Annotated in this window: 18 protein-coding genes; 15 read left to right on the forward strand and 3 right to left on the reverse strand. The window is 35.1% G+C overall.

Annotation, left to right across the window (positions count from 1 at the left end; all coding sequences use genetic code 11):
* The first annotated feature begins 107 nt into the window (after nt 1-107).
* From ACVWNY_RS02780 to ACVWNY_RS02815, 8 genes are all read left to right on the forward strand, one after another.
* Nucleotides 108-1,043, forward strand: a complete 936-nt coding sequence (locus tag ACVWNY_RS02780; protein ID WP_218324314.1) for an NADP-dependent oxidoreductase — start codon at nt 108-110, stop codon at nt 1,041-1,043.
* Between the two features lie 157 nt (nt 1,044-1,200).
* Entirely contained in the window at nt 1,201-1,869 is a 669-nt protein-coding gene (locus tag ACVWNY_RS02785) for a response regulator transcription factor (protein ID WP_454071623.1), read from the forward strand.
* A complete protein-coding gene (locus ACVWNY_RS02790) occupies nt 1,860-2,948 on the forward strand; it encodes a sensor histidine kinase (protein WP_454071624.1) in 1,089 nt (362 codons plus the stop codon). The genes ACVWNY_RS02785 and ACVWNY_RS02790 overlap by 10 nt, the downstream gene beginning before the upstream one ends.
* A 50-nt stretch (nt 2,949-2,998) precedes the next feature.
* Nucleotides 2,999-4,288, forward strand: coding sequence for an ABC transporter permease (locus ACVWNY_RS02795; RefSeq protein ID WP_454071625.1), 1,290 nt, complete (start codon nt 2,999-3,001; stop codon nt 4,286-4,288).
* Nucleotides 4,285-4,953, forward strand: a complete 669-nt coding sequence (locus tag ACVWNY_RS02800; protein ID WP_454071626.1) for an ATP-binding cassette domain-containing protein — start codon at nt 4,285-4,287, stop codon at nt 4,951-4,953. The genes ACVWNY_RS02795 and ACVWNY_RS02800 overlap by 4 nt, the downstream gene beginning before the upstream one ends.
* A gap of 46 nt (nt 4,954-4,999) precedes the next feature.
* Nucleotides 5,000-6,469, forward strand: coding sequence for an ABC transporter permease (locus tag ACVWNY_RS02805; protein ID WP_454071627.1), 1,470 nt, complete (start codon nt 5,000-5,002; stop codon nt 6,467-6,469).
* Nucleotides 6,470-6,481: 12 nt separating this feature from the next.
* Nucleotides 6,482-7,156 carry an ABC transporter ATP-binding protein gene (locus ACVWNY_RS02810; protein WP_218324320.1) on the forward strand — a complete coding sequence of 225 codons (675 nt, stop codon included), beginning with the start codon at nt 6,482-6,484 and terminating at the stop codon, nt 7,154-7,156.
* Nucleotides 7,157-7,229: 73 nt separating this feature from the next.
* Nucleotides 7,230-8,486: a PASTA domain-containing protein gene (locus ACVWNY_RS02815; RefSeq protein ID WP_454071628.1), complete on the forward strand. Its 1,257-nt coding sequence runs from the start codon at nt 7,230-7,232 to the stop codon at nt 8,484-8,486.
* A gap of 36 nt (nt 8,487-8,522) precedes the next feature.
* On the opposite strand, the gene ACVWNY_RS02820 is transcribed toward ACVWNY_RS02815, so the two are convergent.
* On the reverse strand, nt 8,523-9,251 hold the full coding sequence (locus tag ACVWNY_RS02820; RefSeq protein ID WP_454071629.1) for an NADPH-dependent oxidoreductase: 729 nt from the start codon (nt 9,249-9,251) through the stop codon (nt 8,523-8,525).
* A 153-nt stretch (nt 9,252-9,404) separates the two neighbouring features.
* Here ACVWNY_RS02820 and ACVWNY_RS02825 point away from each other — a divergent pair, with 153 nt between their 5' ends.
* The 3 genes from ACVWNY_RS02825 (at nt 9,405) to thrS (ending at nt 13,518) form a co-directional block, all read left to right on the forward strand.
* Nucleotides 9,405-9,674 carry an ACT domain-containing protein gene (locus tag ACVWNY_RS02825; RefSeq protein ID WP_218324323.1) on the forward strand — a complete coding sequence of 90 codons (270 nt, stop codon included), beginning with the start codon at nt 9,405-9,407 and terminating at the stop codon, nt 9,672-9,674.
* Nucleotides 9,675-9,686: 12 nt separating this feature from the next.
* The gene (locus ACVWNY_RS02830) at nt 9,687-11,030 is read left to right on the forward strand and encodes a PFL family protein (RefSeq protein WP_454071630.1); all 1,344 of its coding nucleotides are present in this window, start codon (nt 9,687-9,689) and stop codon (nt 11,028-11,030) included.
* A gap of 574 nt (nt 11,031-11,604) precedes the next feature.
* Nucleotides 11,605-13,518, forward strand: coding sequence for a threonine--tRNA ligase (gene thrS, locus ACVWNY_RS02835; RefSeq protein ID WP_454071631.1), 1,914 nt, complete (start codon nt 11,605-11,607; stop codon nt 13,516-13,518).
* 30 nt (nt 13,519-13,548) lie between these two features.
* Here thrS and ACVWNY_RS02840 read toward each other — a convergent pair whose 3' ends face one another.
* Nucleotides 13,549-14,151, reverse strand: a complete 603-nt coding sequence (locus ACVWNY_RS02840) for a TetR/AcrR family transcriptional regulator (protein WP_454071632.1) — start codon at nt 14,149-14,151, stop codon at nt 13,549-13,551.
* Between the two features lie 171 nt (nt 14,152-14,322).
* On the opposite strand from ACVWNY_RS02840, the gene ACVWNY_RS02845 reads away from it, so the two are divergent.
* The 4 genes from ACVWNY_RS02845 (at nt 14,323) to ACVWNY_RS02860 (ending at nt 18,121) form a co-directional block, all read left to right on the forward strand.
* Entirely contained in the window at nt 14,323-15,405 is a 1,083-nt protein-coding gene (locus ACVWNY_RS02845) for an ABC transporter permease (protein ID WP_454071633.1), read from the forward strand.
* A gap of 1 nt (nt 15,406) precedes the next feature.
* Nucleotides 15,407-16,075 carry an ABC transporter ATP-binding protein gene (locus tag ACVWNY_RS02850; RefSeq protein WP_218324328.1) on the forward strand — a complete coding sequence of 223 codons (669 nt, stop codon included), beginning with the start codon at nt 15,407-15,409 and terminating at the stop codon, nt 16,073-16,075.
* A gap of 73 nt (nt 16,076-16,148) precedes the next feature.
* Complete coding sequence (locus ACVWNY_RS02855) at nt 16,149-17,153, forward strand: nucleoid-associated protein (RefSeq protein WP_438718778.1); 1,005 nt, start codon at nt 16,149-16,151, stop codon at nt 17,151-17,153.
* 20 nt (nt 17,154-17,173) lie between these two features.
* Nucleotides 17,174-18,121, forward strand: coding sequence for a P1 family peptidase (locus tag ACVWNY_RS02860; RefSeq protein WP_454071634.1), 948 nt, complete (start codon nt 17,174-17,176; stop codon nt 18,119-18,121).
* Nucleotides 18,122-18,154: 33 nt separating this feature from the next.
* On the opposite strand, the gene ACVWNY_RS02865 is transcribed toward ACVWNY_RS02860, so the two are convergent.
* Nucleotides 18,155-18,616 (reverse strand): DUF441 domain-containing protein, encoded by a 462-nt coding sequence (locus ACVWNY_RS02865; RefSeq protein WP_218324331.1) that lies wholly within the window; start codon nt 18,614-18,616, stop codon nt 18,155-18,157.
* Between the last annotated feature and the right edge of the window lie 324 nt (nt 18,617-18,940).

Raw genomic sequence — 18,940 nt, forward strand, 5'->3', positions numbered from 1 at the left:
GCATAGCATTAATTGACGAGAAATTTAAGTCTTTTTAATAAAAAAGAGACAAAATCGTAACGACTTTTTGCTAAAAATATTATAATACTTTTCTGGAGGGATGCCTGATGGAAACACGAGGAATCATAATTAATCAATATGGACATGCAGATCAACTGGTGGAAGGAAAAGTCCTTTTACCAGATTTAAAAGAACATCAAGTTTTAATTAAAACGAAAGCCACATCGATCAACCCCATCGATTGGAAATTACGTGAAGGATTTTTGGCTCAAATGTTTGAATGGGAATTTCCAATTATTTTAGGTTGGGACGTTGCTGGAATTATCGAAGCAGTTGGTAGTGAAGTAACCGATTGGAAAATTGGTGATGCCGTTTTTGCTAGACCAGAAACGACTCGCTTCGGCACTTACGCAGAAGATGTTATTGTTGACGATCATCTATTGGCTAAAAAACCTGAAAATGTTGGTTTTGATGAGGCGGCAGCTGTTCCTTTGGCAGGATTAACTGCTTATCAAGCATTATTTACTCATGGACATCTAAAAGCTGGTGAAACTGTTTTGATTCACGCCGGTGCTGGTGGTGTGGGTACTTATGCAATTCAATTAGCGAAAAATGCTGGCGCAAAAGTAATCACAACTGCTAGTGCCAGTAACATCAATTTATTAAAAGAATTAGGCGCCGATGAAGTAATTGATTATCGAACTACTGATTTTTCTGAAGAATTGCAGAATGTTGATTTGGTTTTCGATACAATGGGTGGCGAAATTCAAGAAAAAAGTTTTAAAGTTTTAAATCAAACAGGACGTCTGATTTCAATCGTCAGCCAACCGGATTTATCATTGGCGCAAGACATTTTATTGGCAAAAAGTATTTGGTTGAATCCCAATGGACAACAACTTCAAGAAATTGCTGATTTGATGACTGCCGGCAAAGTACGCAGTGTAATTGGCGCAAAATTTCCATTAACTGCGGCTGGGATACGAGAAGCCCATTTAATGAGTGAAAGCCATCATGCTAAAGGAAAAATTGTCATTGTGAAGTAGAAAAAAAGCAACCTCTCTATTTTTTTGAGAGGTTGCTTTTTTTATTTTAAAAAATAAACGCTTGCTCAGCTTCATAATTTCTTCAAAAAATAGCCGTAGACAAAGCCAAAGTTTTTATACTATCTTAGAAAGGAATAAGAAAAAAGGAGATATTGTTATGCGAGTGTTAATAATTGAAGATAATCAGGAATTGTCAACTAGCATGAAAGCTGGATTGGAGCAGGAAAAAATCTCAGTCGATCTTGCATACACTGGAATAGCTGGGGAAGAAAAAGCTTTTGTTAATTCATATGATGCAATTTTATTAGATTTAAATTTGCCAGATAAGGATGGCTTGGAGATTTTGTCTTTTTTAAGGCAATCAAAAGTTGAAACACCAATAATAATTATTACCGCACGAGATGAAATTCAAGAACGGGCGAAAGGTTTAGATTTTGGGGCAGATGATTATTTAGTAAAACCATTTGACTTGTTAGAATTGAATGCTAGATTAAGGGCAATTATTCGTCGGTTTCATGGTCGAACGACACCCCAAATTACGATTGGAAAATTAGTAGTGAATCCAGTCTGCCGCCAAGTCATATATGACCAAAAAGTCATCTCACTAAAACCAAAAGAATACGATATTTTATTGTGCATTGTTGAAAACTATCCAGCGATTGTCCCTATCGCAAAGATTGCTGAGCATGTTTATGATGATGATTTCGACCCTTCTTCATCAGTTTTGCGTGTTCACATGGCTCGTTTGAAGAAAAAATTGGCAGATGCAGCTGACAGAGAATTATTAAAAAATATTCGATCAAAGGGGTATCAAATATGCGACTAAATTTCAAAATGACAGTTGTAATGGTGACTTTTTCGTTGTTAGTTACTGCTGTTTTAATTAGCAGTTTTTTTCTTGTACGAACCAATATTTTACAAATGAATGTCGCTGATTCTTTAGGGGACAATTTTTTTGTAGAAAATATCCAAGATGCCAAAATTGAAATTACTTCAGCTTCTGAAGGACAAAATATTTCTCAATTTGCAGTCAGCAGTGATCGATTAGATAGTATCTATATGAATGAGTATTTTAAATATTTACCATCGATTGCTTTAGTGGTTTGTAGCGTGATTTTACTCTTGACCTTTCTTTTGTGGGCGGTTTTGCGAAAAATCTATAATAAACAAATTTTAGCAATTACTCATGATATGAACTTCATTGAAGACTTATCAATCGAAACGATAAAAGATCAAGCCGTAGCTAATGCTTTTGGAACAATAAAGCAAAAATTCGACGGTCATCTAAGTGATTATAAACGATTAAATAGCTATTTGACTCACGAACAGAAAAATGCAATCGCTGTTTTGAGGAATAACATCGAACTGGAAAGTGCAGGACAAACGAATCTGCAGGTTTTAGACCGCTTAACTGATAGTATCGATGATATTTTAACACTGTCAAATAATCAGGGAGACTTAACAGAGGAAAAGGTAGACGTGGCATTAATTTGTGCAGAAGTGTGTGATCTTTACCAAAAATATTACCCTCAATTATATTTTAGGTTTGATGAAGAAGCTGCAACGATGATTTATGGTAAGGATCGTTGGATTTATCGTGCTATTTCCAATTTAGTTGATAATGCGATTAAGTATGGTCAAGGTAAGCCAATCGAAGTTGTCGTTGAAAAGTTAAAAGAAAGTATCATCGTAAAAGTCAAGGACCAAGGTTGCGGTATTCCAGAGAGAAAACAATCCGAAATTTTTTCTCATAATTATCGGGTTCGGGGATTGAAACAAGACGGTTACGGCATTGGTTTATCTGTTGTTATGCATGTTTGTAATTTATGTCGTGGCTTCGTTTATCTAGAAAGTGAAGAAAATCAAGGGTCAGTTTTTTATTTAACATTCCCTAGTGAGAGTTAACATAGAATTAACATTTGATTTGCTACTATCCTATTGTAGGAGGAAAAATGATGATTATCATCAAACAGGCGTTATTGAATTTTAGGCGCAATAAATGGCATGATTCTATGATTGCTGCACTATTTTTTTGTTTAATTTTTTTGTTTTGTTTTTTATTGCAACTCTATAAAGTTGCTGATTATTTTTTATCCGAAATGCAAAAGCAAACGGCAACAGTTGTGACTGTAGAACCCAGTTTTAAAGAAGAGCAGGTAGAAAATTTGACGGCAGAAGATCTTCAAACAATCAAAGCACTTCCGTATGTGAAAGAAATCAATATGATTGGTTACACTTCTTTAGAAATTGATGGACTGCAGACTAGTGAAAAGATCACAAAAACAGAAGGAGCTATTGTATCTGATACTGATTTATTTGAAACTTCTGAATTTCCTACCATGGGAGTAACTATTTTATCTGATGAGGCACTAAAAAAATATTTTAGTCAGAACTGGTCAATCAAGGGTGGTCTACCTTCAGAGGTAAAAACGTGTTTAGTCACTAAACAGTTTGCCGAAGAAAATCAACTAAAATTATTTGATGAACTAAGTGTTGGAGAAACGAATCAAAGGCAAAAATTAAAAATTGTTGGAATTGCTAACCCGAAAAAAAACAGCGCAGCACAAGCATTTTACAGCTCAATTTTTATTAACCCAATAACCAACCAGTCTTTAAATGTTCCTCAAGATAATAATTTTAGTACTATAAGCATCCAGCTAACGTCTAGTAAGAAACTAGGAGCTTTAAAAAAAGAGCTCCATAAAATTTCTTCGTTTAATCATTACCGGGTATATAAGGATCAGAGTTTTGTTCAAGTCTACGAGGTATTTCTGAATCAAAAAGAAATGTTGCTAAATGGTGTGATTGCCAGCGGTATTTTGAATTTATTTTTACTTAGTTTGTTTTATTATTACTTTTTTAAAAAGCGCCAATCCGATTTATTCAGCCTACATTTAATGGGGCTGCGTCAAAGCTATTTGATCCTTAGCAATATTTTGGAGATTGTTTTAATCGTGATTATTTGCTGGTTAAGTGCGTGTATATTAACCAATTTGTTAACGATTGAAGTGACAAAGGATTGGTTTAGCCGCTTACAACAAACTACCCGAGATTATCTGCCTTTGCTGTCATTAAAACAACCGATTTTTAATTCAGCTGTGGTTCAAGAGCTTTTTGTGGGAAGCTTAATTATTCTAGTCCCTTATTTAATTGGTTTCATGGTAATTACTTCAGCTTTAACAGGACGCTTAAGTTATATATATAGCAGCTATTCTTATCAATCAAGGAGGCTGATGAAATCATGAAACAACTCGTATTAGAAAATGTAAGCTATTGTCCTAAAAATTCAACAGAAAAAATTTTAGATCAAATAAACGGCGAATTTTTGACAGGAAGAATCTATTTTATTTTGGGAAAGAAACAGACAGGTAAAACGACATTATTATCAATTCTAGCCGGACTAGTCCGTTGCACTGAAGGGAAAATTCTAGTCGATGGAGAAGATCTTAGTTTGACTAATCAGGATGATTTTCGAGCAGAAAAAATTTGTTGTCTTTTTCAAAATGGAAACTTGGTGAATGATAGTGCGTTAGCGAATTTAGAACTTGAAATGCTCTTAAGCAAGCAACCAAATCGAACGGATGAATTAATCAATAGTTTACAAATTGCTGGATTAACAGATAAAAAAATAAAAACAAACATTAAAAAGCTAACAAAAAAAGAACGACAGATGGTGTATTTAGCCAAAATTTTAGTCAGTCGAGCTAAATTGATTTTATTAGATGATCCTAGCCAATTATTTTCAGAGTTAGACGAAGAAATGATAGTGCGTAAAATAGCAGATTTCTGTCGAAGAAATGATAAATGTCTGGTGATAGTTAGTCAGTCAAATAATGCAATAAAATTTGCCGATGAATTGTGGGGCTTGAATGGGGGAAAACTATTATTTATTAAAGAGCAGCCAAGATAAATCGGGGAGATGAAAAATCGTTGTTCTTTGATTGAAAGGATCAAAAATGAACTATTTGAAACGAGCATGGTATAGTGTCAGTCGCAGAAAAGGAAAATCTTTCATTCTATTTACTGTTGTTTTTGTCTTAGGAAATGTCATTGCCGGTGCAATTGCAATTCAACAATCAACTGGAAATGTGGAAAAGAAAATGAAACAACAATTAGGAGCCACAGTGAGTGCAGAAATGGACATCGATAAATTAATGGAGGAAGGTGATGGTACCGCTTCGTTCACTGGTCCTGCTCCTTTGAAAGAAGAAACAATCAAACAAATTGGATCCTCTTCGTATGTGAAAGACTATGATTATAGTTATTCAGGTTATTTAACTGTTGATAAATTTAAAACATATCAAATGAAAAATGATAATGTCAGTGTAAATGGCGATATTGCTTCTTTAAACTTGAAAGGAAGTAATAGAAGTGAAGCTGCTGATTTCAAAAATAAAAAAATTAAGTTAGTTGAAGGTCGGTTAGTGTCTAAGGATGAAATCAAAAATGGTAAAGCAGTAGCGGTTATTTCAAAAAAAGTGGCTGATGAGAATGGTTTGGGTATCGGAGATCAAATGGTGATTGATACAAAAATGGTTTCTCAGAATGCTGACGGGACAAGTGAATCTCAAGAAGCGCTGAAACATTCGATAGAAATTGTGGGCTTGTTTGAACCAATCACTTTAGATAAAAAGAAAAATGATGAAAAAAAAGGTGGCATCCAGCAACAGTTTTTAGAAATGGATCAGTTCAATACAATTTATATGTCTAATAAATTGGTACGTTCAATTAACCAACAAGAAATTGAAAAAGGAAAAGAACTTGATCCTGATGCTTATAAAGATGAGGAAGTCCAGCAACAGATCACACCAATCTATAATTTGAAATCGCCTGATGATGTTGAAGCTTTCAAAGAAGAAATGACAGCTTTGTTACCAGAAGGTTATAAAGCAACTGCTTCAACTGATGAGTTTGATAAGGTTGGTGGCAGTGTTCAAAAACTTTCAACAATTTCTGGTTATGTAGTTATATTGTCGATTATTGCTTCTTTATTGATTATTTCTTTAGTCGTTGTACTTTTTATGAGAGATCGAAAACATGAATGGGGCATTTATTTATCCTTAGGGGAACGTAGAAAACACATCATGCAACAGGTTGTTTTAGAGCTTTTATTCATTAGTTTGGTAGCCATGTGTTTGTCTTTAATTACCGGAAATATGTTAGGTAAATTAATTTCTGAGTCATTAGTCGCCAGTGATGCATTAACGGAATTACAACAAGCTGCAGGAAATCAATTATTCATTTCTGGGAGTTCAAGTCTAGGTGCTAGTCTTAGCACAGAAGATGTAATTAATAACTACCAAGTCAAATTTTCGTTGTCTTACATCGTTACTTTTTTAATTTCAGGAATTTCAACGGTCTTATTATCAGCGATTTTGCCGTTGACTTATGTAATGCGCTTAAATCCTAAGAAAATTATGATGTAGGAGGAGAAATTTATGACAATCTTAAAGGCAAAAAATATTTATTATTTTTATCAAGATGGTGACCAAAAGCGAATTATTTTAAATGATACTTCTGTTAGCTTTGAAAAAGGCCAGTTTTATACAATTTTAGGTGATTCTGGATCAGGTAAGACCACTTTTCTGTCATTGATAAGTGCCTTAGATGAACCAAAATCCGGTGAAATTCTATACCAAGGAACGGATATTCAAACAATTGGTTATGGAAAATACCGACGAGATGATGTAAGTATAATTTTCCAAAATTACAATTTAGTTCCTTATTTAACAGCGCTGGAAAATGTGTTAGTAGCTATGACGATTACAGATAATTCCTTACCAAAAAATCATCAAGAAGTTGCTTACAATTTACTAGATTATATTGGTATCAATAAAAATAAAGCTGATCGCGTAGTGACACAACTTTCAGGTGGAGAGCAACAACGAGTGGCAATTGCTCGAGCCTTATCAACAAATGTTGACATTATTTTAGCTGACGAACCAACTGGAAATTTAGATCAAGAAATGGAACAAGAAATTGTCAATATTTTTAAAGATTTGGCCGTTACTCATAACAAATGCGTAATCGTAGTAACTCATTCGAAAGAAATCGCGCAGCAATCAGATAAAACTTTCTTTTTAAAACAAGGTGAGTTGGTTCATTATGAGTGATTTCCTTTCAAATTTTAATGGCCCTAATTATAAAAAAAGCGAAGAACGATCTGAGAAAATAGAAGAAAAAAAGGTGCCAGAAAAAAAAGAAAATAAACGTTCAAAAAATGAAATAACTGAAATTGATGATACTTATCAAGATAAGCAAAAAAGAAAAAAACGCAGAATAATTGTTGCTGCCTTATTAGCTGTGATAGGTTGTTTTGTCATTTATTATCAGATGAGTCATGTGAAGATGCCTGATTTTACTGATAAATCTTTGTCAGACGCTCGTTTATGGGCAACAAAAAATAAATTGAAAGTTTCTACTAAACAGGAATTTTCATTAAAAAAAGAAGCGAACGTAGTGATGTCTCAGTCCAATCAAGCTGGTAGAAGGGTAAAGAAAGGCACAACTATTCGATTAAACATTAGTAAAGGCCCTAATCCTAATCAACTATTAGAATTACCAGATTTTTCCAAATTAAGTAAGCCGTTGGCTGAAAAATGGATTGAGGAAAACAAAGCAACGAACCTTTCGTTAATTGAAGAATATAGTGATACAACTGAAAAGGGAAAGTTTCTCAAATTTGAAATTGCAAACTCTGACGTTTCGGAAAAGAAATATCGACGTAAGGATGCAGCAAAAGTGTTTTATTCTAAGGGGAAGGAAACTTATAAAAAAGATATCTCCGTACCGAATTTTGTCAGACAAACTAGAAATGAAGTAGAAACTTGGGCGAAAAATAATGAGATCAATATGACTTATGAAGAAACAACTTCTAATGATCTACCTGTAGATAGTGTTATTTCTCAAAGTTTGGCTAAAGATGAAAAAATTGCTAAAAAAGATGAAATGACAGTGGTAGTTTCTTTAGGTAAAGGCTATGTGATACCAAATTTTTCTGATTTTAGTATGGAAGATGCTGCAAATGCAATAGACGGAGTGCAAGTTCAGGCAAGAGGAATTTATACAGATAATTTACCTTATGGACAGTTAGTTTCACAGAGTGTTCCAGCAGGTACAGTTTTAAATGCTAAAAATGATTTGAGGGTTGAAGCTGTGTACTCTCTTGGTCAACCCTATATAAAAGATTTAAGAGGCTCTTATGTAGAAGGGGATTTGCAAAAGTATTTTTATGATGAGTTTAACTCTAAAGGTGTCAATATTAACTATACAATTCGACAAGTAGATTCTGATCAACCAAAAGGAACGGTTGTGGGGATGAGTGTTCATAATATTTTTCTACCCCTAAATTATACTGTCTCGATTGATATTAGTTTAGGCAACCTTGGGTCGGCGTCTACCAGTATTCCTAATAACCAGAAAGAACAACCTACCGAAGATTAAAATCAGCGTTTCCTGTTTGATAGGAAACGCTGATTTTTATAGTCGAAAACCTTGTTCTTTCAAAAACTCGCTTGTATCAGGACGTAAAATTTGATGAAAATGTTGCAAGATGGTGTCTGACCAATTGCCATTTTGCTGATTAGAACTGCGGTTGGCATAATAAGATGCCATAATTTCATCGTATTTTGTCAAAGTTTCTGGGGTCAATTTTTGATAGCTGTCGATATTAAGCGTTCCTGCTAAAGGAATTCTTGGCTTCACTTCATTTTTTTTCGCGGGATAACCGATAGTTAGACCAAAAATCGGGTACGTCAATTCGGGTAGGTTTAATAATTCTTTGATCCGAAATAAATCATTACGTAAGCCACCGATGTAACAAATACCTAAATCAATTGATTCCGCATAAGTTGCCATGGTTTGGGCGGCGATGGTGGCATCAACAATTGCTACTACGAGAGATTCAATGGTTCTTAAGGGTGTTAAATCTTGCTTGGCTTGATTTAAAACTTGGGCATGTTTATTTAAATCTGCCACAAAAACATAATATGCACCGGTATCTGTATAGCCTCGAGCGTTTGAAATATTTTCAATTGCCACCAACTTTTCTGGATCTTTAACCTCAATTAATGAATAAGCTTGAATAAAATGTGAACTGCTGGGACTTTTAGCTGCAGTCACTAATTTTTCTTTTACAGCCTCTGGGATTTCTTTTGTAAGAAAATTCCGCACAGAAGTATGCTGAATCATTTGTTCAAATAATTCCATCGAATCACTCCTTTTTAATTAGTGTAAATAAAATGGAATAATCTAGCTAGCGAAATCTCTCAAAAAAAATAATATGAAAAATTTCATCTTATTTTCATCTGAGTGCAATCTTTATGTTATACTGTTCACAACATTTTTAGAGGAGTGAAGACAATGCAAGCAGTTTTAACAGTAATCGGTAAAGACAAAGTGGGTATCATTGCGGGTGTAAGTCAAAAATTATCTGAATTAAATGTAAACATTTTAGATGTTTCGCAAACAATCATGGGAGATTATTTTACCATGATGATGTTGTTGGAATTAAAAGATGCAGCACAAGATTTTGAAACAACTGCTAAAACGTTACGGGAATTAGGCAAAGCTTTAGGAGTTAAAATTAGTGTTCAAAACCAAGAAATTTTTGACACGATGCATAAATTATAAGGAGGAAGAACTTTGGAAACTAATCAAATATTAGAAACAATTCGTATGATTGAAGAAGAAAATCTTGATATTCGAACAATTACCATGGGGATTTCTCTTTTGGATTGTATCGACAGTGATGGAGATAAAGCTTGCGAAAAAATCTACCAAAAAATTGTCACTAAGGCGAAAGATTTGGTTAAAGTCGGTGAGGCAATCGAAGCGGAATATGGTATTCCGATTATTAATAAACGGGTCTCAGTGACGCCAATTGCGATTGTTGCGGCAGCTTCACAAGAAACGAGCTATGTAAAATATGCTCATGCTTTAGATCGTGCTGCGAAAACTTTAGGAATTGATTTTATTGGTGGTTTTTCAGCATTAGTAGAAAAAGGTTATCAACATGGGGATGATATTTTAATTCGTTCCATTCCTCAAGCGTTAGCAGAAACTGATTTTGTTTGTGGCTCGGTCAATGTTGGTTCAACAAAAGCTGGGATTAATATGGATGCTGTGAGACAAATGGGTGAAATCATTAAAGAAACGGCAGCATTATCTGATTTAGGCTGTGCTAAATTGGTTGTTTTTGCCAATGCGGTGGAGGACAATCCTTTTATGGCTGGTGCATTTCATGGTGTTGGTGAGGCCGACTGTGTCATTAATGTTGGTGTCAGTGGACCTGGAGTGGTTAAACGCGCACTGGAAAAAGTCAAAGGAGAATCTTTTGATGTCGTTGCTGAAACCATTAAACAGACAGCCTTTAAAATTACCCGTATGGGTCAATTAGTTGGAAAAGTAGCTTCCGAAAGATTAAATGTTCCCTTTGGAATTGTTGATTTATCTCTAGCGCCTACACCAGCTGTTGGCGATTCTGTTGCTCATGTCTTAGAAGAAATGGGTCTAGAAACAGTCGGGACTCATGGAACTACTGCGGCGTTAGCTTTATTAAATGATGCAGTCAAAAAAGGTGGCGTGATGGCTTGTAATCATGTCGGTGGTTTGTCAGGCGCATTTATTCCTGTTTCTGAAGATGCTGGAATGATAGACGCGGTCAATAAAGGTGCTTTGACGATTGAAAAACTAGAAGCTATGACGGCAATTTGTTCAGTCGGATTAGATATGATTGCGATTGCTGGCGATACACCGGCTGAAAGTATTGCAGCGATGATTGCTGATGAATCGGCTATTGGTGTCATTAATCACAAAACGACAGCAGTCAGAATTATTCCTGCGAAAGGCAAAAAAATTGGTGACATGGTTGAATTTGGCGGTCTTCTAGGACGAGCTCCAGTCATTAAAACCAATCAAAATAGTTCAGCAGATTTTGTGATGCGAGGCGGTAGAATTCCAGCACCGATTCATTCTTTTAAAAATTAAACGGAAAAATTTCTCAAAAGAGTGGTTGACATTCAATTTTTTTAAGGCTATTCTTTACTTATAAAATAAACCTGCTAAGAAAAAGGTCATGATTTTATTTTATTTACTGCTAAGAGAGAGAAGCCAAGGCTGAAAGCTTCTTCTGGAATAAATAAGATTACTCCCTTTGAGCTGATAGAAAACTATCCGATTGATACTCGCTACGTATTGCAAGAGTCAAAGAAATTTTTTTCTTTGAAAACTTGGGTGGTAACACGTTTAGTCACGTCCCTTATATTTTAAGGGGCGTTTTTTGTTTATATTGATATGGTTGAAAAAGGTCATGAGTTAAAGTATTCCCTGTTGCAAGAGAAAGAAGCCAAGGCTGGAAGCTTCTAACATATTTTTTAACTTACTCCCTTTGAATCGGGTTTAAAAAATCCCGCTTGATGTTCGTTAACACATCACCATGAGCCAGAAATTTTTATTTTTGGGAATTTGGGTGGTAACACGTGTGAAACTACGTCCCTTTTACTTTTAAAGGGGCGTATTTTTTTATAAATTTAAACCAAATAACAGATTGGAGTTGAGTAGTATGTCAAACAAAGAAATCGAAATCGTCTTTCAAGATGGAAAAAAACAAATGGTGGTGAATGATACTACCTTGATGGAGATAAATCGTGAACAAAAAGCAAAAGCAATTGTTGGAAGCATCGATGGTGAGTTGGTAGACTTAGCTCAGCCAGTCGTTGAAAATAGTGAAGTGGCTTTTTATCAAAAAAATAGTCCTGAAGGCGAGGCTGCGATTCGTCGTTTAAGTAGTTTAATCTTAGCCCGGGCAGTTAAAAATCTATATCCTGAAGTACAATTTGCACCAGAAGAATTAGTGGAAAATGGTTTTTATCTAGATATGCGTTTAGCCCAACCATTAAGTGTTTTGGCTTTAAAAGATATTGAAGTAGAAATGAAAAAAATCATTAAAAGTGATCGAAAAATTGAAAGCAATCAAATGAGTGCCGCTGAAGCTCGTGAAGTCTTCAAAGATAATGAGTTTCAATTATTTTATTTAGCAAAATTTGCCGATGATATTCCGGTATTTGTTTATGACTTAGCAGGCGTAGTGATATTTAGTTTAAAACCATTGGCTTTAAACTTACAAGCGGCTAAAAACTTTGCTTTAGTAAAAGTTTCTGGGGCTTATTGGCAAGGCAATGCAGACAATGAAATGTTGCAAAGAATCTCAGCTGCAGTCTATGCTGATGCGCAACCATTAGAGGATTATTTGGTATTTCTAGATGAGTCTGAAAAACGTAGCCACCAAAAATTAGGAAAAGAATTAGAATTATTCATGTTTTCAGAAGAAGCGCCAGGGATGCCATTTTATTTAGAAAATGGTCAAATTATTCGTAACGAACTTGAACGTTTCTTGCGAGAATTGCAAGCCAAATATGATTATCGTGAAGTGAAAACACCATTGATTATGAATCAACGGTTATGGGAACAATCAGGTCACTGGGATCATTATAAAGACAATATGTACTTTACAAAAGTAGATGATCAAGATTACGCTTTGAAACCAATGAACTGCCCAGGACACTGTTTAATTTTCAAAAATAGTGCGAAATCTTATCGTGATTTGCCAATTCGGATGTCAGAATTTGGTCAAGTTCACCGTCATGAATTTAGCGGGGCTTTAAATGGACTATTACGGGTTCGGACTTTCTGTCAAGATGATGCCCATATCTTTGTTCGTCGTGATCAAATCGAACAAGAAATTGCGTTAGCTTTAAAAATTATTGATGAAGTTTATAAAATCTTTGGCTTTGAATATGCGGTAGAACTTTCAACTCGTCCAGATGATTTCATGGGTGACATTGAACTATGGAATGAAGCGGAAGCGTCTCTAGGAAAAGTACTAAGTGATTTAGACTATAAATATACAATTAATGAAGGCGATGGCGCATTTTATGGTCCGAAGATTGATATTCATATCAAAGATGCCTTAAATCGTAGTCATCAATGTGCAACTGTCCAATTGGATTTCCAAATGCCAGAAAAATTCGATTTGAATTACGTGGATGAAAACAACGAAAAAGCTCGTCCAGTAATGATTCACCGAGCAGTATTTGGTTCATTGGATCGTTACCTAGGAATCTTGATTGAACATTTTGCCGGTGCCTTCCCAGTTTGGTTAGCACCAAAACAAGTGGAATTAATTTCTGTTTCTGAAGCCCATCAGGAATATGTTGAAAAACTATATACTGAATTTAAAGAATTAGGTATTCGGGTAGATATAGATGTTCGGAATGAAAAACTTGGTAAGAAAATCCGTGATGCGGAAATGAAGAAAATTCCTTACAGTTTAGTTATCGGTGATAAAGAGGTTTCAGGTGATAAATTTGCTGTACGTCGCCATGGACATGCCAATAATGATGTAGAAGAAATGTCGAAAGCGGAATTTATTCAATTGGTTCAAAAACAAGCAGCTGAAAAAAGCGGCAACTATTAACAGGAAAAAAATTCCTTGAGATGAATAAAATCATTTCAAGGAATTTTTTTGTTGTAAACCTTCTGTTAGCCAGCGGGCTTTAAAACGATAATCATGAATCAGTTCTTCTTTGCTCCAATCATTTGCTAGCATATCGGTTAAAGAATCGATGACTAGCTTCATTGAAAAATATAAAAAGCTGACACTTTCTGCTTCACTTTGAATATTAAAATGATTTTCTTGTAAGATAGCTGTCCAAGCATCCATGCCGTGAGCCATTGGACTTCGATAAGAAAACAAGTAGCTATTTTGCGTTAATAGAGCCAATTGTCGATATTTTGGCTCTGTTTCTTCTAAATCGATATAAGACAATAGAAAGTTTTCAATTCCTTTAAAATAGTCACTTTTTTGGTGGGTAATATAACCGATAATTTCGCCATGGACAATCCCGGCATAATAATGGATTAAATAATCATATGCTTCATTCAAATCTTCAAAATACTTATAAAAGATTCCCCGTGACATATTTAATGCTGAGACAATTTCGCTGACTTTTACTTGGCCTAAAGGTTTGGCATAAAAAATATCCAATAAAATTCCTCGAATGTATTCCTGTCGCTCTGTTGGCAAATTTTTAAATGTTGATTTGGGCATTATTTTCACCTCGTTTTGCTTTGTCAAAAACATTATAACATATGAAAAAAATGATGAGGCAGAATTGGTGACAAATTGTTACTAAGCGTGTAACATGCACAAGTAATCAAAGAAAAATATTTTTTTGAAACACGAGTGACAAATTGTCATTTTAAAAATGGAGGGAAATTTATGTTTTTAGCTTGGAAAGAAATGCGCTATTCAAAACTGCGCTTTAGTTTAATTATTGGCATTATGATTTTGGTGGGCTACGTGGTTTTTATGTTGTCAGGCTTAGCGAATGGTTTAGCTGATGGCCACAAAAAAGCGATTGTCGATTGGGATGCTACTTCAATTATTTTATCAGAAGACAGTAACAAAATCGCCAGCGCTTCCCAATTAACTCAAGGGGATTTGGAACGGGTCACAGCCGATCAAAAAGCTGCGGTGGGAATGACCTCTGGTGCGATTGAAGAAAAGGGCAGTAGCAAAAAAACAAATATTTCAATCTTTGCTGCGGAAAAAAATAGTTTTGTAGTCCCAGATGTAATTAAAGGAAAAAAATATCAACAAGATAATCAAATTATCATTTCCCAAAATTTAGCTGATGATGGTTATAAAATCGGTGATCAAATAAACATTGGCAGCAGTCAAACTTTTAAAATTGTTGGGATAAGTAAAGCGACTACTTACTCAGTTGTTCCAGTTGTTTATATGAATTTAAATGCTTTTACAAATTTAAAATATGGCAATCAACCATTTGCTAGTGATGCAACTAAGCCGATTAATTTAATCGCGGTTAAAGGAAAAAGCAGTTTACAACAAGTGAATGGTGCTACCAAATTGCAAAAACTAAGCTTGGCGACTTTTATCGAGAATTTACCTGGTTTTTCAGCTGAAAGTTTAACTTTAAATACGATGATTTACTTCTTATTTGTAGTTGTTGCTGCCATTATCGGAATTTTCATGTATGTTATGACTCTACAAAAAACAGCGATTTTTGGTGTGATGAAGGCGCAAGGAATTGGGACTAAATATTTGGTTCGTTCGATTTTAGCTCAAGCCTTAATTGTCGGTGTCTTTGGTGTAGTAGTAGCGATTGTTTTAAGTGGACTGACGAGTTTAGTCTTACCAGCTGCGATGCCTTTTACAGTCAATTGGATGCAGTGGGGAATTTATAGTGTGATATTAGTCATTGTAGCAATGTTGGGCGGTTTATTTTCAGTTAGAACCGTGACAAAAGTTGATCCAATAACCGCCATTGGAGGAGAATAAAATGGAAGAAATATTAGTTATGAAAGATATTGTAAAAAAATTTGGTCAAGGACATACTGAGGTCACAGCTTTAAAAGGAATTGATTTCTCGGTGGAAGCTGGAGAATTTGTCAGTGTTATCGGGCCTTCTGGTTCAGGGAAAACCACTTTTCTAACCATTGCTGGCGGTCTGCAAAGCCCGACTAGTGGAAATATTACGATTAACAATTTTGATTTTACTGATTTGAAAGAAAAAGAACGAGCTAAAGCCCGTTTTAAAGAAATTGGCTTTATTTTACAAGCTTCCAATTTAATTCCTTTTTTAAAAGTACAAGAACAATTTCAGTTAGTCGAAAAAATTGAACATGAAAACAAACAAGCAAAATTGGAAGAACTCCTAAAATCATTAGATATTTGGGATTTACGCAACCAATATCCTAAAGCCTTATCTGGTGGCGAACGGCAACGTGTCGCGATTGCCCGTTCATTGTTTAATGATCCCAGTTTGATTTTGGCTGATGAACCGACTGCCAGCTTAGATTCTGATCATGCTTTTGATGTGGTGAAATTATTAGCTAAAGAAGCCCATGAACGGAAAAAAGCCATCGTGATGGTCACCCATGATGAAAGAATGACCCAATGGAGTGATAAAATTTATCGTATGACGGACGGGAAATTAGTTTTACAATAAATTAAATCAAGTATATGATATTAAAGAGACAGCGGACCAACTGCTGTCTTTTTAATTGAAGGGGAGCAGACTTGTGGATATTTATTTAAAGAAAGCAATTTTACATATCGTTGACCGTAGCAGTGGTGATCCACTAATTAGTCAACAAGAACTAGATTTGAGTAAGGAATATGTACGAGATTATTTAACTAGGAAAATCTTAAAAATTTCATCGCCACAAACAAAAACTGGGGTTTTAGCTGAGGATTCTAGATTTGCTATGATTGCCAAAGAGACAGCGGATCATTTTGTTGCTAACAGTGAAAAATTATTGCAGTTGTGGTATGACGCATATAAAGAAAGTGAAGAAGCACCGAGTTGTGATATTTTATTGGCTTTATATGAAGAAGATACTGAAATGTATTTGGCTTTGCTAAAAATTAATTACAATCAGGGTTATACTCATTTAGTTGAGGCAGACGAAACAGGTATGAAGAATGAATTGATTTTACATCAAGCTTTGTTATCAAACAAGACGCAAAAAGCTGATGAAGCCATCACTGTTAACTTAGCAAAATTAAACTATGAATTAATTGAAAAGAAATATGTCTTTTCTGGTGAAAAACAATTCTATTTTTCGACTAAAGTGATTGAGAGTGTGCCGGTTCCTTCATTGGAGGAAAATGTTAAAGTTATCAAACGAGCAGCTGAAAAAATCGGCAGTAAATTTGAAAATCCTAAACATGATTTAGTGGCAGATGTCAAAGAAGCCATTTATGAGCAGGTGGAAGAAACTGGTCAAATCAATCCTAAAGAAGTTTCCCAAAAGGTTTTCAAAGAAAATATCTCTGCCCAAATGGCTTTTGAAGCTGAAGTTGCTGAAAAAGGTGTGGAGAGCTCAGTTTCTTTAGTGAAAGAAGCCAAAGCGATTACAGAAAAAAAATACGGCAAGCAAAAATTAAAGCTTTCCAACGGAATCGAATTGATTGTACCCTTAGAAGTTTATCGTAATCCGGATTTAATCGAATTTGTGAATCAACCAGATGGCACAATTTCGGTAATGATTAAAAATGTTGATGAAGTCATTAATCGAATTTAAAGCTACAAGGAGGGAAAAAAGTGGAACCATGGCAAAAATTTTTTAAAATTGGTCATTATACTGACCAAACAAATATGACTGGTTGTACCGTAATTGTTGCGGAAAATGGTGCAACGGGCGGTGTTTATGTTCGTGGAGGTTCTCCCAATACTCGTGATACTGACGCTTTGAAATCAGAAAACAATCGGAAATTTCTTCATGCAGTGACTTTATCAGGTGGTAGCGGCTTTGGCTTGTCAGCTAGTGATGGTGTTGTTGGCTTTTTGGAAAAGAAAAAAATTGGTCGTGATGTTGGTGTCACAGTGGTTCCTAATGTCAGCGGCGCAAGTTTATTTGATTTAAAAATTGCCAATAGTGAGGTGCGACCAGATTCAGAGGCGGGCCGTCTAGCTTGTGAAGCGGCGTTTTCCGAAGAAATTTTTCAATCAGGGAATTTTGGTGCGGGAACTGGCGCGACAGTTGGTACGATTAATGGATCAGAAAATGCCATGAAAGGCGGTATTGGAATTTATACACTAACTTACGGAGAATTATTTGTGACAGCAGTTATTGCAGTCAATGCTGTTGGAGATATTTATGATGAAGAAAAAAATCAATTTATCGCTGGTACTCGCCGGGGAACAACGATGGGTCATGCAGAAGAAATTCTTTTGGAAAAATATCTAACAGATTCAGATCTATATTCTGGTAATACAGTGATTGGTTGTGTTATGACCAATGCCATGATGCCAAAAAATAAAGCCAATAAATTAGCGGATTTAAGTCATAATGGGATTGCTCGAGCAGTTCGACCAGCCCATACTACTTACGATGGCGATACAATGTTTATCTTGGCAGCTAACGAAATTCCCGCAAGCTTTGAAGCTGTGTCAATTCTAACAGTGAGAGCAGTGCGAGCAGCCATATTAGAGGGTGTTCAAGCGGCCGAAAGCTATGCACCATTTTTGGCGGCAAAAGATTTTAAATAAAAAAATTCTGACGCAATATGCGTCAGAATTTTTTTATTTTGCTACAAATAGTTGAACAGCCTGCATAATCATATACGTAATCCCCGCTGCGATTACAGGACCAGCAGCGACACCTTTTAAAAAGACGACCCCGACAATCGTTCCAAAGACTAAAGCTACCGTTACTTCGGGTGATTGGGCAATTAAATTTACACCACGAGCAGATAAAATAGCGACTAAAATACCACATAAAGTTGCTACCCAGCCTAAAGGTGATTTCAAAGTATTAAATAAATCACGAAAAGCAATATCGCCTGTTGCGATTGGTACTAAAATAGTTGCAGAAATTAAAGTAACGCCCCAATTAATCCCCTTTTGATTCAAGGTGGTTAATATTTTATCGGCGTTAGGCAAGATTTTTAATAGACAAACAGCCAAAACAGCAATTAGCAAACTCTGATTTTTAGCAAAGAAAGCAATTGCTACGATTAAGCCAAGAAAAAGCCAGCTTTCCATTTTCTTCCTCCTAAATGTCATTTGATTCTCAATAAGAATAGCATTTTTTGATTGAAAACCCAAAAATAAGTCTAAAGCAGATAAATATAAAAATCTATTTTTTCTAGCGAAATTTAGCTTCTCATTTCTTCATCCATCGTCGAATAAATCTAAAACATAGCTATTACATGATTTTACTTACATAAACCATCATAGAAATTGGTATTTTTCATTCTAATAACAGAAAAAAATGAGATAAAATAAAAAATTAAGCATTTTCCTACAGTTTTGAATGATTATAAAGTAAGATGGAAGGGTAAGATAAAAAGAAATAGGAGGGATTTT

It is taken from the genome of Enterococcus sp. JNUCC 77 (genome assembly GCF_054819945.1).

Bases quoted from the DNA above. Each gene is read 5' to 3' on its own strand.
- ACVWNY_RS02780 (WP_218324314.1), top strand. From the start codon at position 108: ATGGAAACACGAGGAATCATAATTAATCAATATGGACATGCAGATCAA.
- ACVWNY_RS02785 (WP_454071623.1), top strand. From the start codon at position 1,201: ATGCGAGTGTTAATAATTGAAGATAATCAGGAATTGTCAACTAGCATG.
- ACVWNY_RS02790 (WP_454071624.1), top strand. From the start codon at position 1,860: ATGCGACTAAATTTCAAAATGACAGTTGTAATGGTGACTTTTTCGTTG.
- ACVWNY_RS02795 (WP_454071625.1), top strand. From the start codon at position 2,999: ATGATTATCATCAAACAGGCGTTATTGAATTTTAGGCGCAATAAATGG.
- ACVWNY_RS02800 (WP_454071626.1), top strand. From the start codon at position 4,285: ATGAAACAACTCGTATTAGAAAATGTAAGCTATTGTCCTAAAAATTCA.
- ACVWNY_RS02805 (WP_454071627.1), top strand. From the start codon at position 5,000: ATGAACTATTTGAAACGAGCATGGTATAGTGTCAGTCGCAGAAAAGGA.
- ACVWNY_RS02810 (WP_218324320.1), top strand. From the start codon at position 6,482: ATGACAATCTTAAAGGCAAAAAATATTTATTATTTTTATCAAGATGGT.
- ACVWNY_RS02820 (WP_454071629.1), bottom strand. From the start codon at position 9,251: ATGGAATTATTTGAACAAATGATTCAGCATACTTCTGTGCGGAATTTT.
- ACVWNY_RS02825 (WP_218324323.1), top strand. From the start codon at position 9,405: ATGCAAGCAGTTTTAACAGTAATCGGTAAAGACAAAGTGGGTATCATT.
- thrS (WP_454071631.1), top strand. From the start codon at position 11,605: ATGTCAAACAAAGAAATCGAAATCGTCTTTCAAGATGGAAAAAAACAA.
- ACVWNY_RS02840 (WP_454071632.1), bottom strand. From the start codon at position 14,151: ATGCCCAAATCAACATTTAAAAATTTGCCAACAGAGCGACAGGAATAC.
- ACVWNY_RS02845 (WP_454071633.1), top strand. From the start codon at position 14,323: ATGTTTTTAGCTTGGAAAGAAATGCGCTATTCAAAACTGCGCTTTAGT.
- ACVWNY_RS02850 (WP_218324328.1), top strand. From the start codon at position 15,407: ATGGAAGAAATATTAGTTATGAAAGATATTGTAAAAAAATTTGGTCAA.
- ACVWNY_RS02865 (WP_218324331.1), bottom strand. From the start codon at position 18,616: ATGGAAAGCTGGCTTTTTCTTGGCTTAATCGTAGCAATTGCTTTCTTT.